At 63.6% G+C, this 15,471-nt stretch carries 21 protein-coding genes; 13 read left to right on the forward strand and 8 right to left on the reverse strand.

Annotation, left to right across the window (positions count from 1 at the left end; translation table 11 throughout):
• Positions 1–53 precede the first annotated feature (53 nt).
• The 5 genes from KUL97_RS08525 to KUL97_RS08545 all read left to right on the forward strand — a co-directional run bounded on the left by KUL97_RS08525 (position 54) and on the right by KUL97_RS08545 (position 1,563).
• Positions 54–311 (forward strand): hypothetical protein, encoded by a 258-nt coding sequence (locus KUL97_RS08525; RefSeq protein WP_217796556.1) that lies wholly within the window; start codon positions 54–56, stop codon positions 309–311.
• Between the two features lie 64 nt (positions 312–375).
• Complete coding sequence (locus KUL97_RS08530; RefSeq protein WP_217796558.1) at positions 376–543, forward strand: hypothetical protein; 168 nt, start codon at positions 376–378, stop codon at positions 541–543.
• Between the two features lie 96 nt (positions 544–639).
• On the forward strand, positions 640–834 hold the full coding sequence (locus tag KUL97_RS08535; protein WP_217796559.1) for a hypothetical protein: 195 nt from the start codon (positions 640–642) through the stop codon (positions 832–834).
• A gap of 344 nt (positions 835–1,178) precedes the next feature.
• Entirely contained in the window at positions 1,179–1,322 is a 144-nt protein-coding gene (locus KUL97_RS08540) for a chlorophyll a/b-binding protein (RefSeq protein WP_217796560.1), read from the forward strand.
• Positions 1,323–1,326: 4 nt separating this feature from the next.
• Complete coding sequence (locus tag KUL97_RS08545) at positions 1,327–1,563, forward strand: chlorophyll a/b-binding protein (RefSeq protein ID WP_217796561.1); 237 nt, start codon at positions 1,327–1,329, stop codon at positions 1,561–1,563.
• Between the two features lie 62 nt (positions 1,564–1,625).
• Here KUL97_RS08545 and KUL97_RS08550 read toward each other — a convergent pair whose 3' ends face one another.
• Complete coding sequence (locus tag KUL97_RS08550) at positions 1,626–1,853, reverse strand: chlorophyll a/b-binding protein (RefSeq protein ID WP_217796562.1); 228 nt, start codon at positions 1,851–1,853, stop codon at positions 1,626–1,628.
• Between the two features lie 49 nt (positions 1,854–1,902).
• Positions 1,903–3,201 (reverse strand): DUF2252 domain-containing protein, encoded by a 1,299-nt coding sequence (locus KUL97_RS08555; protein ID WP_217796563.1) that lies wholly within the window; start codon positions 3,199–3,201, stop codon positions 1,903–1,905.
• A gap of 77 nt (positions 3,202–3,278) precedes the next feature.
• On the opposite strand from KUL97_RS08555, the gene KUL97_RS08560 reads away from it, so the two are divergent.
• Entirely contained in the window at positions 3,279–3,698 is a 420-nt protein-coding gene (locus KUL97_RS08560; RefSeq protein WP_217796564.1) for a nuclear transport factor 2 family protein, read from the forward strand.
• A 70-nt stretch (positions 3,699–3,768) separates the two neighbouring features.
• Here KUL97_RS08560 and KUL97_RS08565 read toward each other — a convergent pair whose 3' ends face one another.
• Both KUL97_RS08565 and KUL97_RS08570 read right to left on the reverse strand, forming a co-directional pair.
• Entirely contained in the window at positions 3,769–4,317 is a 549-nt protein-coding gene (locus KUL97_RS08565) for a manganese efflux pump (protein ID WP_217796565.1), read from the reverse strand.
• 116 nt (positions 4,318–4,433) lie between these two features.
• Positions 4,434–5,036 (reverse strand): DUF1345 domain-containing protein, encoded by a 603-nt coding sequence (locus KUL97_RS08570; RefSeq protein ID WP_368656125.1) that lies wholly within the window; start codon positions 5,034–5,036, stop codon positions 4,434–4,436.
• 104 nt (positions 5,037–5,140) lie between these two features.
• On the opposite strand from KUL97_RS08570, the gene KUL97_RS08575 reads away from it, so the two are divergent.
• On the forward strand, positions 5,141–5,752 hold the full coding sequence (locus KUL97_RS08575; RefSeq protein ID WP_217796566.1) for a carbonic anhydrase: 612 nt from the start codon (positions 5,141–5,143) through the stop codon (positions 5,750–5,752).
• Here the strand turns inward: KUL97_RS08575 and KUL97_RS08580 are convergent.
• Positions 5,721–6,605 (reverse strand): hypothetical protein, encoded by an 885-nt coding sequence (locus KUL97_RS08580; RefSeq protein ID WP_217796568.1) that lies wholly within the window; start codon positions 6,603–6,605, stop codon positions 5,721–5,723. The genes KUL97_RS08575 and KUL97_RS08580 overlap by 32 nt on opposite strands.
• Before the next feature lie 142 nt (positions 6,606–6,747).
• Here KUL97_RS08580 and KUL97_RS08585 point away from each other — a divergent pair, with 142 nt between their 5' ends.
• Both KUL97_RS08585 and KUL97_RS08590 read left to right on the forward strand, forming a co-directional pair.
• Positions 6,748–7,038, forward strand: coding sequence for a hypothetical protein (locus KUL97_RS08585; RefSeq protein WP_217796569.1), 291 nt, complete (start codon positions 6,748–6,750; stop codon positions 7,036–7,038).
• Positions 7,035–7,508 (forward strand): hypothetical protein, encoded by a 474-nt coding sequence (locus KUL97_RS08590; protein ID WP_217796570.1) that lies wholly within the window; start codon positions 7,035–7,037, stop codon positions 7,506–7,508. The genes KUL97_RS08585 and KUL97_RS08590 overlap by 4 nt, the downstream gene beginning before the upstream one ends.
• Here the strand turns inward: KUL97_RS08590 and KUL97_RS13900 are convergent.
• Positions 7,461–8,468: a hypothetical protein gene (locus KUL97_RS13900; RefSeq protein ID WP_217796571.1), complete on the reverse strand. Its 1,008-nt coding sequence runs from the start codon at positions 8,466–8,468 to the stop codon at positions 7,461–7,463. The two genes, KUL97_RS08590 and KUL97_RS13900, sit on opposite strands and share 48 nt — an antisense overlap.
• A 124-nt stretch (positions 8,469–8,592) precedes the next feature.
• Here KUL97_RS13900 and KUL97_RS08600 point away from each other — a divergent pair, with 124 nt between their 5' ends.
• The 4 genes from KUL97_RS08600 to KUL97_RS08615 are packed head-to-tail and all read left to right on the forward strand — an operon-like array spanning position 8,593 to position 14,012.
• Positions 8,593–8,925: a hypothetical protein gene (locus KUL97_RS08600; RefSeq protein ID WP_217796573.1), complete on the forward strand. Its 333-nt coding sequence runs from the start codon at positions 8,593–8,595 to the stop codon at positions 8,923–8,925.
• 49 nt (positions 8,926–8,974) lie between these two features.
• Positions 8,975–11,449 carry a heavy metal translocating P-type ATPase gene (locus tag KUL97_RS08605; protein WP_368656126.1) on the forward strand — a complete coding sequence of 825 codons (2,475 nt, stop codon included), beginning with the start codon at positions 8,975–8,977 and terminating at the stop codon, positions 11,447–11,449.
• 3 nt (positions 11,450–11,452) lie between these two features.
• The gene (locus KUL97_RS08610; protein ID WP_217796574.1) at positions 11,453–11,974 is read left to right on the forward strand and encodes a hypothetical protein; all 522 of its coding nucleotides are present in this window, start codon (positions 11,453–11,455) and stop codon (positions 11,972–11,974) included.
• 7 nt (positions 11,975–11,981) lie between these two features.
• The gene (locus KUL97_RS08615; RefSeq protein WP_217796575.1) at positions 11,982–14,012 is read left to right on the forward strand and encodes a hypothetical protein; all 2,031 of its coding nucleotides are present in this window, start codon (positions 11,982–11,984) and stop codon (positions 14,010–14,012) included.
• Here KUL97_RS08615 and KUL97_RS08620 read toward each other — a convergent pair.
• A complete protein-coding gene (locus KUL97_RS08620) occupies positions 14,009–14,677 on the reverse strand; it encodes a DUF1345 domain-containing protein (RefSeq protein ID WP_217796576.1) in 669 nt (222 codons plus the stop codon). The two genes, KUL97_RS08615 and KUL97_RS08620, sit on opposite strands and share 4 nt — an antisense overlap.
• Positions 14,678–14,682: 5 nt before the next feature.
• Complete coding sequence (locus tag KUL97_RS08625) at positions 14,683–15,183, reverse strand: hypothetical protein (RefSeq protein WP_217796577.1); 501 nt, start codon at positions 15,181–15,183, stop codon at positions 14,683–14,685.
• Positions 15,184–15,471 lie beyond the last annotated feature (288 nt).

The following is a 15,471-nucleotide window of genomic DNA, read 5'->3' on the forward strand; positions in this document are numbered from 1 at the left end:
CACGCCGCAGCGCGCTGTCAACGGGGCATCATCAGCGCAGTCGTCAGACCGCGATGAGCGATCACACCGCGCAACAGCTCACGCCGCGCGAGATGGTGCGCGCCCACGCCTACCCCGTGCTGGCTGCCATCAGCAGCCTCAGCCTCGCAGCGATCGCCCTGCTTCAGATCCCCCAGGCCGTGAAAGCGCATCGCTACAACCGCTGCGTGGATGCCCAGATCCAGCTGCGCGAGAACAAAGCGCTGCAGGGGCAGAGCGGCCCCGGAAAACTCATCTACCTCAAGGCTGTGCAGCACTGCGAAGGCCTCTAAAGCAGAAGACGCCGGCAAGCCACGGCATAGTGAAGGTTCGCGATCTGATGCCGAAGGCAGGCCCTTGATCCAGCGCCCGTTGATCTGGAAAGCCCTGGCCTACAGGGTGGTCGCCATTGCCTTTACGGCCCTGTTCACCGGCATCCAGCAGTCGCTCGAAATCCACATCGGCCTCACCCTGATCTACGTCCTGTTCGACCTGGCCTGGGAGCGCATCACCCCTCGCCGGTGAGCGCCCAAGCGGGTTGATTCCGAGCCGACAACAAAGCGATGACACCACTAGATGTGGCGACTAGCGTCCGCCACATCCCCAGTGGTAGAGCCCCCCGTGACGGATCTCGCCAGCGCCCGCCTGGGCTGCATCGACCCTCACGCCCTCGCCGAGCTGCTCCAATTGAGCCCCGAACAGCGGGCCCAACTGCTGCAGGCCCTGCACTCCACCCCTCAGGCCCTACGGCCTGATGGAACGGTGCCGATCGAGGTGGGCCTTGGCATCAGCACGCGCCTTCGCGCCGCCGGCTGACGCGCTGAAGCAGGCGACGCCAGAACCCGGGCCGTGCCTGAGCCGCCTCAGCCTGCCTTGCATCCGAGCAGCTGGAACAGAGCACCTGCCCCTTCACCCGCCGGTAGTGCTGGGTTGAGCGCTCGATGAACGTGCCGCAACCCTTGCAGGGAAAGATCGGGCTCATCCGCAAAACGCCCTTCTAGCGAGGCGGCCTGGAAGGCACTGTCCAGCCAGAACCGCTCCAACAGCCCTAACCCATCGGCCGGGCGCCTGCGTGTTGGACCCCTCACCGGGATTTGCCCACCCATAGCCCAAAAGCCTTCACGATCCGTTACGGTTGTTGAAACGTTCCGTTACGTCTCATGTCCGACTCCACCTCCCGCTTCGGTTTCGTCGGCTTCGCCGAAACCTGGAACGGTCGCCTCGCCATGCTCGGCTTCGTGATCGGCCTCGGCACCGAGCTGCTCACCGGCCAGGGCATCCTCTCCCAGATCGGTCTGGGCTGAAGCCATGACCAACAGCCCCGCCAACGACAAGTGGTATTGGGATCGCGCCACCCAGCAGATCCACATGGAACAGCTGAAGCGCGTTGAGCTGTTCAATGGCCGCGCCGCCATGCTCGGCATTGTGATCGGCATCCTCACGGAAGCCATCACTGGCGCGGGCATTGCGCACCAGATTGGCCTGGGCCCACTGGTTGATGGCTATGCCGCCTGCCGCACCCAGTTCCTGCCCTTCTGCTTCTGAAGCTCTAGCTCCTGGAGCCGAATCGATCAGCCCCAGGCGTTTGCCCGGGGCTTTTTTTGTGCTTAGGAGAGATACCAGCGCAGCAAATCCAACACCTGACCGGCCGGGCCATGGCCCGTGATCCATTCACCCACCAGAGCTGCCGCAAAGCCGAGCATCGCCACACGACCGTTCAACCGCTCAACCCCAGCCAGAGCTGTGGTGTTCCAGGGCCGGCGGGTGGTGAGGCCTTCGCCGAAGGCTTCGTGCGGTTCGTAGAGGTATTGCGGTTGCGAGTCTGGCTTGGACATCGTCAAAAACGACCGGCCTCCCAACTTAGGTAGCTAGCTCACCAGGCGCTTAAACAACGGGGCTGGATGAAATCTGGCCGCGGGCAATGCCCTCCAACAGCAGGGCGTGATCATCCTGGGCCCACTGGGCATGCTCGAGCGCCCCAGGCAGGAGCCGCTGTGCAAAACGTTTCGGCGCTCCAACATCGGCGGCAATCGCTCGGCGATCACCCGAGCGAGCATGAGCCTTGGCCAAGGTCCAGCCGCAAATTCTCGCGTAATCCTTCAGGCCATCGGCATCCAGGCACTCCACCTCCACAGAGCCTTTCCAATCGCGAAAATGGCGCCAGTAGAAGTCGTGGTGGAGCAGCGATCGGGTCCAACCGAGGAACGCATCGCTGGCGGTTTGCAACAAGCGCTGGCCTTGCACCACCCGCTCGCCTTGATGCTCCGGTGCTGGCCCTGGTAAGTAGGGAGCCAGCACCGATGGCACGGCTTGCTTGCTCTGGAGCACAAGCACATCATCGGGGCATTCGCCCAGAAACAACCCCACTGCACAGCGGGTACCCACCGACCCCACCCCCACGGCCTTGAGCGCTGCATCCACGAGGCGATAGCGCGAGAGCAGATGCTGCATCTCAGCCCGCAGCGTGTCTTTGTAGCTCTCAAACAAATGCTCCGCCCACTCCCGCCAATGCAGTCCACCCAGTAAATCTGGAGGCAATTCCCCATGCCGCCAAAGCAAGGGCGGATCGTGGCGAAAGCGAAGCCCGCCATTGGCGTCGGTTTCGCACAGCTTGCGCACGGCCTGGCGGCTGTCGCGATGCAATGCAGAAGCCACCACGCGGCGCAGGTGCTCCCGGAACGACCGGCTGCCGCGCTCCTTGATCCAGAGCTCCAGCGGCAAACGGGCCACCCACATCGGGATGAATGGCATGGCCGCAAACTGATGCATGGCTTTGGCGTAGCTGCGCAGGACCCGGCAACAGATGGCCTCCTGCTCCGCCTCAGCCAGGCCATTGCTGCGGGCCGCCAGCAGAAAACTGGTGGCCAGGCGCATCACATCCCACTCGTAGGGGCCCGGGAAGGTTTCATCGAAATCATTGATGCCAAACAACAGCTGCCGTTCCGGCGAGCCAAAGAAGCCAAAATTCAGCAAGTGGGCATCACCACAGAGCTGCACCATCAGGCCGGAGTGGTTCTGGCGAGCTAGATCAGCCGCCATCACTGCCGCCGCGCCGCGGAAGTAAGCAAACGCGCTTTCCGCCATGCGGCTGTGGCGCACCGGCAGCAACCACTGCAGGCGCTGGCTTTCCTGATCCAGCAACAGCTTCAGCGGGTCGCGCTCCACGCCCACGGAACCCACCATCCACGGCTGCTTCAGCTGAATTCAGCATGGCAACGGCCGCAGCAACTTGGCCACAATGAACGCCGCCGCCAATCACCGTGGACACCTCCAGCCTGCGCGCCCTGTTCACCAAGCCCTATGGCACCCCAGGCCCGAGCCCAGAGCAATGGCGGGCGGCCTACAGCCAGGAGGTGGTGTTTGAAGACCCCACCCAGAAACAGCAGGGGATCGAGGCCTACCTGGCGGCCCAGGAGGGCTTGCTGCGCCGCTGCGATGACGTGTATCTCACACCTGGCGCGATCGCGATGGAGGGCAACACCGCTTTTGTGGAGTGGGAGATGGGGCTGAAGATCAAAGGCATTGAGTTCATCTACCCCGGCACCACCCGCCTACTGTTCAACGAGGCCGGATTGATCATCGATCACCGTGACTATTTCGATTTCGTGGGTCCCACGTTTGAACCCGTACCCGTGATCGGGGGGTTTGTGCGCTGGCTCTATAAACGTTTTGTGAACTGAACCCAGATCGACGTTCCCTGGGCCAGATCAACCTGCACCAGCACCTACCACAACACGGCATTAAACGCCATCAAAAGATGGCGTACTTGAGCCCAAGCCCCACCAGCAGAATGCCGCCCAGGGTCTCGAGATGAGCGGAATAGCGAACAGGAAAGTTCTTGGCAACCAGCAACCCCAGCAGCACAAAGAGAAACGCGCTCGATCCGATCACAAAAGCGTAAGGAAGCAACGACTTTCCAGCCAGTGAGAGGGTCACGCCGACGGCCGCATTATCGATGCTCGTGGCAATCGAAACAAGCAGGATTTTCAAGAAGCGCTGCTTCTTCTTTTTCGCCACTTCAGTAGAGACCTGCGGATCCACGGATAGGCCATTACTGATCATGCGCGCACCGATGCAACCCAGCACCAAGAAGATGGCCCAGTGCTGATAGGCGCCGACATAACTTTTCGTGAGATCGCCCAGAATAAATCCAAGAGCAATAGCCAAGGCTCCAGACAACGCCGCAGAAGCCCCATAGGACAAAGCCCGCCGCCGCGAGAAGCGCCTGGCGCCCATGGCGAAGGCCGCACAAAAGGTATCGATATTCAAGACGCAGGCAAAAGCAATCAACTCAAACATCGAAGGCCCGACACGGCGTCGCCAACAGTGTTAGCGATACCAGAAAATCTTGCTGTCGCGCTTAGCACACTGCAACGCTGCAAGGCAGACAGTACAAGCCGGATCGATCCAGAACGTCAGCCCGATGTGATGAGGTTAACCACCGCCGAGATAACAGTGGAATAAAACAAAAAACTGACAACCGAGTGAAACAACACCACACGCCTGACGGAGCTGTCTTCGAGGTTGGTATCACTCATCGCATAGGTGAGGCCAACAGCGTAAGAAACGTACAGGAAATCAGTAAATTCCGGTTCATCCGAGCCTGCAAACACGAAACCCTGAGGATTGGGGCCATCAGCAGACGGCAGCGGATTGAGACTAAAATATTTTTTAGCGTAATAAATGGCGAAGCCATTATGCATTTGCAGCCAAACCGCAAACAATGAGGCGAAATAGACCAGCGTGCGCCATTCCTGCGGCAACACTGAGTCGCCGCTATGCACATCACGCACGCAGAGGCTGAGGAGGCCCACGCTGATAAACGTGAAGATCACGGTGCGCTCGAGCAGCAGAGCCCGGCTCGGCAGCCAACGGCCAAAGATCTCGCGCGTTTCGCGTGCGTTCACACGAAACGACTCTAGAAAATAGATCGTTTGGTCAAACACGATTGCCGCCAGAAACCCAATCGGGAAGGCCTCTCGCAAACGGATTGGCTCCATCAGCACGAGGGTGACCACGATCCCCACGGACAAGGCGCGCAGGAAGCGACTGCTATCGCGGAAACAGGCTGGATGAGATGCACTCACGGCACAATCGCCTCGCGAGCGGCACACTAACCAGCATGACCTCTCCTGCCAGCCCCTCTGAAGTGATCCAAGCCCTGCAGCAGGGCAATGAACGCTTCCGCGAGGCGCGATCGATCCACCCCCATGCCAGCCAAGCTCGGTTGCACGAGCTGGAGACGGGCCAAACACCTCAGGCCGCCGTGCTCACCTGCTCGGACTCGCGCGTGGCCGTTGAACTGTTATTCGACAGCGGCTTCGGTGATTTATTCGTGATCCGCAACGCCGGTAACGCCTCCACACCCGGCAGCCTCGCTTCCGTGGAATACGCCGTGGAGGCCCTGAATGTGCCGGTGGTGGTGGTGATGAGCCACTCCGGTTGCGGAGCGGTGGGGGCCGCCTGCGCTCCCGAGCACCTGCTCACACCCACGCTGATGGATCACGTGGGGCACATTCGCAACGGGCTCAAGGCCGGTGGATTAGCGCTTGTACCTCCGGTTGATCTATCCGCGGCGTACAACATCCATTCGAAAATCACAGCACGCGAGCTGATCAACACCAGTGCCTTGCTGCGCGAGCGCATTGAGAGCGGGCAGCTTGAGGTGCATGCGGCCTGTTTTGAGCTCCACACCCTCGCCGTTACGTGGCTGGGAGTGGAGACCGGGGCTTGATCCGGCTCACCAGTTGACGGCGGCTCCAACTGCTGGCCCAATCAATCTTGCGGCCCACCGAAGCGCCCAATCGGGTGCCCAGGCGAGCGCCCCACTCCTGGCCACCACTGAGACCTCGGCCTAATCCACCCATCACCGTTTCGGTGACGCGCTCACCGGCTTGATCCTCACCAAGCGCGACCAGCCAACTCAGCCGGCCAACCCCCTTGGCACGGCCATGGTTCTGAATCAGATCTTCCACGGCTTGGCCGGCCACGATGGAGCCCAGGGTCATTCCCGCCACGGCTCCGGCGGGCCCAGCCAAGGCCGCACCAATGGCGCCACCGGTGCTCCAACCAGCCTCCTCGCCGAGCTTGCCGCCGATCTTGCGGATGGAGATGGCCCCCAGATCGCCCTTGCGCAACGGGCTCTCGCCATCGGCCAGCTCGCCTCCAGCCACGGATCCCACCACCGACCCCACCACAGCCCCAGCCGCTCCAGCCATCAAGCCGGCGCGCGGTCCAAGCAACCAAGCCCCCACCAGTCCAGCCCCTGTACCCAGCACCACCTGGCCCACCGCGGCTCCCACGATGTTTCCGCCGATCTGGCGGGTCATGCGTTCCCAGGGCGAATCGGTTATGGGGTCGTGGCGGCGCTGATCCACCAGCGCGCAGCCGAGATCCGTGAGCGCCAGCTGCCAGCGCAGCTCAGAACAGCCGCTGGCCAGCTCAATCACCACACTGCGGCTGGCCTGCCGCCATTGCACGTCCCGCACCCAGGCCTGAGCCGAAAGGGCTGCCACCAGATCCTCCACAACCGAGGCCGGCTGGTCAGCCGGGTAGCGCAGGCGCAGTCTCTGCGCTGTGGCGTGCATCAACTGACAAGGCAAGGCGTGCACCTGGGGCTCCCGATCGATGTGCCGACACGCACACCATGCTGCTCAATCCCGAGCGGAATGGAAGCGAGAGCCGCCAGCGAGCGTTACTCTTCGGGCGCAACATCCACTCTGATTCGTCATGCTGGAGCTCGAGACTCTGCTGGCCTTCGGTCTCGGTGCCGGATTGATGGCTCTGGCCCCCGTGGTGGCAGCCGTGGCTGGAAAGGACAGCAAGATCACTGGCGCCGTGAGCGGCACCGGTCGCAGCATTACCAAGCAAGGACTGAAACTTGGTCTGGTGGTGGCCGACAAAACCTCCAGCGCCGTGAAGGGCATCGGCCGTGGCCTCGCTGAGGTGGGCGAGAGCTTCACCGATGTGCTCGCCGAAGCCCGCGCCGATCTGGCTCAGCCCAGCAAAGCGGCCAAGTGAGTCGATCCGGAGCCTTGAGCGCACTGGTGATTCGTCATCAGCTGCCCCATCGGCTCCGGATCCACTGCACCACTGAAATCAGCGCCGCTCAGCTGGAGCTGATCCGCAACCAGCTGGAGCGGATCCACCCTGGTGTGGAGGTGAGGGCTACAGCTCACCGCCACGGCGTGGTGATCAGCCATCATCCCGACCGGGTGGTCTGCCCAGCTTTGGCTGCGGATCTGCTTCAGGCGGCCTTGGATGCCCAACAGCTGCATGGTCCGGCGACGCCACCCACCCCGCTGGAGCTCTGGTTGGGCGAGACGCGGCAGGGATCCATCAAGGTGTTGATGGCGTTGGCGATCGCCGGTTGGGCCCTGCCCATCCTGCCTGGCACTCCGTTTTTTCTGATGGCGTGGTGGCTGGGTTGGCGGCCCGAGAAGTCAGAGGAAGCGCAACTCGAGCCAGCCGCTCTCCAGCCGGGCACCTGAGCAGGTTTTGCCCGCAAGGCTTGCCGGAACATCCACCAGGCGCCGCTGCCCTCCCACCAGCAACACCACTGTGGTGCCGCTCTGCTGCACGTCGAGCTCGGCCTTGATCACACCAGGCAGGGGCAGCCTCAGCGTGCCTGCGGCGGCATCCACAGCCCCCTCCAGCCCAAACGCCTCCACTTGCAACAGGGCTGCCACAGCATCTGGAGCAAAGGGATGGGCGAGCTCCACGCCGGGCAGTTGCTCGGGCCACCAATCGGGCCGTTGTGCCAACACCGTTGCGGCCGCCGGGCCATGCAAGCCCAGGCGCGTGGGCATGAAACCGCGCAAGCTGTAGCAGCTCATCCGCTGCCGCAGCAGCTCGGCCTTGGGGCCAGCACACTCCAGCGCCAGGCTCAGTTGCCAAGGCCCCCCGGGGGCGAGCAAAGCCGCCATGTGCTCCAGCCGGCTGCGCCAGCGCTGATCCAATCGCAAGCTTGCGGAGGATGGCAAACGCAGGCGCAGCACCAACTCCAGGCTGGCCAGGGATTGGCGGGTCTGATCCCACCAACTCAACAGGGGCTCCAGCAGGGTTTCCACCAGGGAGGGCCCGGTGCGAGCCAGCTCCAGCAAAGCCAGGGCCTCAGCCGGCGCGGGCAGCAGCACCGTGAGCTCAGCAGCCTTCTCCAGCGCTTCTGCGAGCACCAAACAGCGCAGAAGCATGTCAACCCCGGGTAGAGGCGGAATCAACAAAGGCTGCACGGCCTGCAGCTCCAGCAATTGCAACCAATCGGCCAAACGCGGCTCGAGCTGCTGCCAAAGCGCGAGCGCATCAGGAACGGCGCTGTAGGTGCGCAGCTCAAGCGCAGGCTCTACCCCGGCAAGCTGCGAGAGCCACTGCTCGCCACTGAGATCGAGCACCGCACCGCGGGGCTGTGCGGCGACAACCGCACAGGCCAGGGAGGGCAGGTCAGCGCTCACAAAGTGCAAACCCAATCCCGGTAAATCCATTGATAACTACTTGTTTGCTGATGTGTGCCGCGGTGCAGCGTCAGACCTGCAGATTCGCTTTACAGTGCGTCGAATTCTGGCAAGGCGCCTCCCCATGTTCGAGTTCGAAACCGTCCTCGCCTTTGGGGTTGGCGCCAGTCTCGTTGCACTCGCTCCCATGGTGCGTCGCATGGGCAATCACCAGCTCGGCGACTCGATGAGCAGCGTGGGCAAATCCATGGCCAAGAACGGCATCAAGGTGGGCGTCACCGTGGCTGGGGTGGCTGGCACCGCCGCCCGCAACGTGGCCCGCACCGCAGCGGAAGCAGCCGAGTCGCTCGTGGATCTGGTGGCTGAAGCGAAATCCGAGATGGACGACACCGCCACGGACACCGACGCCAGCCCTGCAGCCAGCGAGAAGGCCATCACGAAGGTGAAGGTCGACTGAGCGCGCCAACGCTCCCTGCCTGTCGCTGATCCCTTCTCCCCCTGCTGCCGTGCTCGCTGAAACGCATCGTCCCACTCACCTCTCGGTTGTACCCGTGGCGCGGGGCGGCCAATCGGCTGTGGGTTACACCGTGGAGCAGGTGCTGCACCACAGCCCACGGCGGGTGCGCTTCCGCGTGGGCGGCAGCAGCAGCAGCTGGCCCCAGTTGGAGCAGGCCTTGGGCCAGGCCAGCGAGGTGAAGCATGTCCGCCTCAACAGCGTGGCTGGATGCTGCGTGGTGGAATTCGAGCGTCAGGCCGGGATTGATCCCCTGCAATGGCTGAAACAGCTGCCTGGAGCGCTGCCAGCCCTTGAAAAGCTGGCCGCCCAACCCAGCGGCCAAGCGGCCAGCAAACCAGCGGCCAACAATGCTGAAGGCGAGGACGACGACAGCTTCGTTCCGAGCCGCATCATCCTGCCGGTGAGCTCCCTGGCCCTGGCCCTGCTGGCCGGCCCGCTCGCCCTGCCGCCGTTGGCGGTGGCCGGCTTCATCCTTGTATCGGCCCACCTGAGCTTCAAGCGCGCCTGGCAAGGCCTGAAGGAAGAACGGAAGATCAACGTTGACTTCCTCGATGCCCTAGCGGTGACCCTCCACAGCCTGGAGGGCTTCCTGGTGGGCCCGGCGATGATGATCACCATGATCGAGGGCGGTGAAGCGGTGCGCGACGCCACCCAGCGCATCGCCCACTCGGCGAACACCGATCTGCTCGCCAGCCTGCAGACCGATGTGCGCCTGCTGGTGGATGGCGCCGAGGTGATCGTGCCCAGCACAAGCCTGCAGGCGGGCGATCGCATCGCCCTCTTCCCCGGCGATCAGATACCGGTGGACGGCCGCATCGACAGCGGCGAGGGTTCACTGGATGTGGTGAAGCTCACCGGTGAATCCGTCCCCCGCCACGCCGGCCCCGGCGATGAAGTGCTGGCGGGCTTCATCCTGCTGGAGGGCAACCTCGTGGTGGAAACCCAGGCCGTGGGCGAAGCCACCCGGGTGGGTCAGATCACCGCGATGATCGAATCGGCCCCCGTGTACGACACCCGCGTGGGCAACGTGGCCGGCAAGGTAGCCAACCGCTTCGTGTTGCCCACGTTGGCGCTGGCTGGCCTGTCGCTGCTGCTGAGCGGCGGCAACATCGCCCAAGCCGCCTCGCTGCTCATGTTCGATCTGGGCACCGGCCTGCGCGTGTCCGTGCCCACGGCGATCATGGCCGCCCTCACCCGCGCCGGCAGCCAGGGCCTCTTGATCCGCAGCGGCCGCTCCCTCGAGCAGCTGGTGGATATCGATGTGGTGGTGTTCGATAAGACCGGCACCCTCACCCAGGGCCACCCCTCCGTGGTGCATGTAGAAGTGGTGAGCGGCGCCCACTCGATCAACAAGCTGGTGCAGCTTGCTGCCTCAGCGGAGCAGGGCCTCAACCACCCGGTGGCCGAGGCGATCGTGAAGCACGCCGAAGAGCTCGGCGTGAGTGCCGATGAATGCGAGGCCTGGGATTACCGCATCGGTCGGGGCGTCGCCGCCACGATCCATGGCCACCAGGTGCTGGTGGGCAACGCCAAGCTCCTGCGCGAAGAAAACCTCGAGCCCGCCACGCCGAGCGTGGATCCCGAGCTGGAAACCGCTACCCCGGTGTATCTGGCGGTGGATGGCACCGTGGTGGCGGTGATCTACGCCGCCGATGCGCTGCGGCCCGACAGCCAGGCGATGGTGGCTGAGCTGCACCGCCGCGGCATTCAGGCCCACATGCTCACCGGTGATGTGAGCAGCGTGGCCCACGCCGTAGCCAAGCGCCTGGGCCTCCGGCCTGAGGAAGTGCACGCCGATGCCCTCCCCGATGAGAAGGCGAAGCTGGTGCAACAACTGAGCCAGCAGGGCCACAAGGTGGCCTTCGTGGGCGACGGCATCAACGACTCCGCAGCCCTTGCCTACGCCGATGTGTCGATTTCGTTTGCCTCCGGAAGCGATCTGGCCCGCGAAACGGCCGACATCGTGCTCACCAACGACAAGGTGTCGGATCTGATCGTGGCCCAGGATTTGGCCCGCGAAACCTTCGGCCTTGTGAAGCAGAACATCGGCATCGTGGGTGTGCCGAACCTGTCCGCCCTCGTGCTGGGCACCTTCCTGCCGGTGAGCCCGATCGCCGCCGTGTTGCTCAACAACGGCTCCTGCCTGGTGGCTGCCGCCAACGCCATGCGCGTGCTGGGGTTCAAAGGCAAGCAACTGGCCCCAGCCGCTGCCAACCCTGCACCCGCCGCGCAAGACAAAGCCCCAGCGGTTGTAAAGCCGGTGGCTGTTCAACAACCCACCGTGGAACACCCCCAAGCCATCAGCCTGGCGGCGCTCTCCAAGCGACTGGGTGTTGCCCACCAGAGCATCACCGCACGGCGCAAGCGCGGCGATTTCGGCAGCTGGATTCAATCGCTCGATCCAGCAGGCATTGCCTGGTCGTATTGCGACCGCTCCAACACCTACCGCCAAGCCAGCGCTTGATCGATGCTGGCCAGCTGCGCTGAACTGGTGCATTCCCTGCCGGGGCGGTGGCGCTACCGCCTGCGCAGCGCCACACCGATTCAGTGGGATCAACTGCAGCGGGAACTGGAAGCGGCCCTGCAATCTTCAGCCTGGCGCTGGCGCCTCAATCGCCACTGCAGCACGCTGCTGCTCGAAGCCAAAGCCGCAGACCACGATCAACAGCAAGAGGGCTGGCAAACGCTGGTGGCCGCCCTGGCGCGCAGTGGGGCCACCCCACCTGAGCCCGAGGTGGTGCAGGTGAAGGTGCAGGTGGTGCGCGATCAGCCCTCCTGCGTGAAGCGTTGGCTGCTCGCACCGGCCAATCTGATCAGCTTTCTGATGGCCAGCGGATTGCTCAGCCTGGCCGCGGTGCTTCTGCTGGGGGGAATTGTGGGGTTAATCCTGCCGCTGGCCCCTGGCTTGCCCCTGCTGCTCCTGGCCTTTGTGCTGGTGGAAACAGCGTTCAAGCTGCGGCGCCCCTTCACCACGGCCACGGCAGCCTGAGGTGGGAGTGATCGCACCGTCTCCGATCTGGGAGATCCGCAGCGATCTGCCGGGCCGGGTCAGGCTGCGCTGCAGCGGGCTCGGTGACTCAGAGGCGCTGCGACGCCACTGCCGCACCGTGCTCACGGGCTGTCACTGGCTGGAAGGCTTCCGCATCAACCCCATGGCCGGAAGCCTCAGCCTGCGCTTCCCGGCCAAACGTCGAGGGGGGCTGGACGCGCTCCTGCAGCTGGCGCTCAACCTGCCCCATGGCTTCACGGCGCTTCAAGACATCAGCCAGCGCGCCCCCCGCAGCCACCGAACTCTGCGCCACGCGGCCTTCTGCGCTGGTGTTCTGGGGGTGGATTGGTTGGTGGGGGTGCCACTGCTGGCATTGCAGGGGGCGACAGCCCTCTTGATGCTGCCCGTGGTGCTGGAGCTGCTTCGCACCTTGCGGCAACGGCGCATCGTGCCTGTGGAGGCATTGGATCTCGGCTTCAGCGCTGTGTTGCTGCAGCAAGGGCTGCCGCGCGAGGCACTGATGGATCTCGCCCTCGACGACGGCAGCAAGATCCTGCAGGAGGTGAGCCACCACGAACTGAGCCGGGCTGACTACCGCAATCTGATCAGCAGGCTCGCCGAGCAGGAAACGGTGCGCACGGCACCCGATGGGATGGAGCAACCGATCGGCGAGCTCCACCAGGGAGCACGCATCCAGTTGCAGAGCGGTGATCCGCTCTTCGTTCCCTGCCGGATCATCCAAGGTGAACTGGTGGCCATCAATCGCCAACTCACGGGCGACTGGCATCCGCGGCAATACAACCAAGGCGATGCGCTGGAGCCGGGTTGCCTGGTGCTCTCCGGCTCCGCTGAGCTGGAGGTGCTGCAGGCCTTCGCCGACTGCCCCCTCTTCCAACTGCCGCCACCGCCGCCAGAGCATGGAAATGCGTTGACACGGATGGCGGGCCAGCGCTTGATCAATCCGCTGCTCTTCGCCCTGGGCAGCTTCTGGGCCCTACGCGGTTCCAGCGAGCAAGCCCTGGCCGCCTTCCAGTTCAATCCCATCAACGACTGGGAAACCAGCCGCAATGCCAACCGCCTGGCGGCAGCCGCCGAGCTTCGCCTGCATGGCATCAACATCGCCAACCCCAACGTGTTGAGCGATCTGGGGCGCATCCAGCGGCTGTTGATCAGCCACAGCTGCGCAGAGCGGCTGAATCAGATCCAGCTCAGCGAAGAACTCGCGCCCGAGAGCACGGTTCACCACGGCGACCTGGTCCGCATCCTCGCCGGCGTGCAGGCCTTCCTGGCGCAGGACAGCACCGTGGCGCTGTGCAACGCACAGTTGGAGAACGTGATCGATCCAATGCCGGTGAAGCGGCTACAGCTGCACGATCTCAACCAGGAAGGATGGCAGGTTGAGCTTGAAGACGGTCGCCGCCTCCAGGTGCGGAACGGCGGCGAGCGCAACCCCTCGGGATTGAGCAGAAGTGTGGTGGTGGAGCCCCTGGAATTTCGCGAGGGGGAGCAATGCCTGGGCTGGGTGAAGCTCAAACGCACCCCGAATCAAGGTTGGATGCAGGTGCGCCAGCAGCTCGAGGAGCTCGGTATCGCTGTAACCATCGTGGGCCGCTCGGTGGATGATCCAGCGGAGGCCAGCCAACGGTTGCAGCGGCTGGAGGCTTACCAGGCCGAAGGAGAACGGGTGGGCTACCTCGGTGATGTGATCCACGACCTCCCAGCCCTGGCCCGAGCCGATGTGGCCATCGGCCTCGATTTCGATGAAGCCGGAATGCTCACCAACAAGCTGTGTGATCTCTCCTTGAGCCGTGATCCCCAGTGGCTGCCACGGCTGGTGGTGCTGAGCCGCAGCCTCCAACGCACCGCCGATGGCAATGCCGTGATGATCGGCCTCACCCATGTGCTCTCATCGGTGGCCACCGCAGGGCTGGCAATCAGCCCCCTGCAAACGGTGCTCCTGGCCGACATCCCCTTGCTGCTGGCGGAGCTGCGCAACATCAACAGCTTCCGCAGCCACACCCGCCAGGCCTCGAGCTAACTCACCATCAAGTTGGTGACCATACTGAAGATGGTGGAATAAAAGAGGAAGCTCACAATCGCCTGCAGCAATACAATCCGCCGAGCCAAGCCATCTTCCAGATCCACATCGCTCATCGCAAAGGTGAGCGCCACGGAATAGGCCACATACAGGAAGTCTGTAAACAATGGCTCATCAGTTCCAGGAAAGATAAACACCTGCGCCCCATCGCCATCAGCTGATGGCTGGGGATTGCCCGCGAAATACACCTTGGCGTAGTACACAGCGAAGCTGAGGTGCAATTCCAACCAGGTGGTGAACAGCGCCGCAAAAAACAAGCTGATGCGCAAGGGAGCAGGCAGCAACCCCTGCCCCGATTTCACATCGTGCACACAGAAGCTCAGCACCAACACGCTCAGGAAGGCCAGCAACACCGTGCGCTGCAACAGGCGGGCTCCATTGGGGCGCCAGGTGGAGAAGATCTCGCGGGTCCGCGCGGCATCCAACCGCAGCGAGGTCCGCACCATGCGCAGCAGATCGGCCAAGGTGGTGGCGAGAATCGCCAGGGTGAGCGCCTCAGCCGGGTGAAAGCGGGCCACAAGACCCACCACCATCACCGCGGTTCCGAAGGCAAAGGCTCGCAGGCAACGAGCCAGATCCTCAAAGGCAACAGGATGCTTAGCCATCCGGTTCAGGCTCGGCTGATCCGCCAGCTGCTGCGCTGGCCAGGCCGCTGCATGCGGGAAAACTGCAGGCCCAGCCGAATGAAGCCAATCGAGCCATCCTCTAAAGGCTGAGCTGCGGGCAAGCGACGCACCTCCAATAGATCGCACAACGGGCGACTATCGAGCTCGATGCCGCTGCGCATCAGCGTCTCCAGAATCTCCAGGCGCTCGCGCAACAACCGCAGCTGGGCATAGCGGGCCGCCTCACCCCAGCTATCCACCATCGGAACCGGCAGAGCCTCCTGGCCGGGTTCATCAAAAACCAACTCCGCTGTGATCGGCTCCAGCGGCGCACCGGAGCCCACATGCGCCGCCAGCTGTTCGGCCTGATCAACGCTGAGCAGCGTGCGCATGCCACGCCGGACTGGCTGGATCCCAAGCCGGCGCAGCAGCAAGAGCAGATCAACGCGGCTGATTCCCAGCTCCTGCTCAAGCTGGGAGAGGGGAACCAGGTCAGGCTGGGCCACAACGGATCACAGGATGCGGGCGCATTGTGACCGGATCAGCCCAAATCCGCCGCAACAGAGATCACGTTGGGCCGCTTGGGCCCTGTGGTGATCAGGTTTTGGGCACAAACAACTGTGACAGGAAAATCAGAATCCCGGCACCGGCGAGCGCAGGAAGAATCACCGGCAGGCCCTTGGGGGCTACGGCTGAGGCAAACAGCAGGGCATGCATGACCTGTGCATCAGAGGCGACCTGTTGTTAGCACCGCTTCAGGGGTGCGGCAGCCGGTGCGCAACCTCTCGCAAACT

It is taken from the genome of Synechococcus sp. HK05 (assembly GCF_019104765.1).
GTDB lineage: Bacteria > Cyanobacteriota > Cyanobacteriia > PCC-6307 > Cyanobiaceae > Vulcanococcus.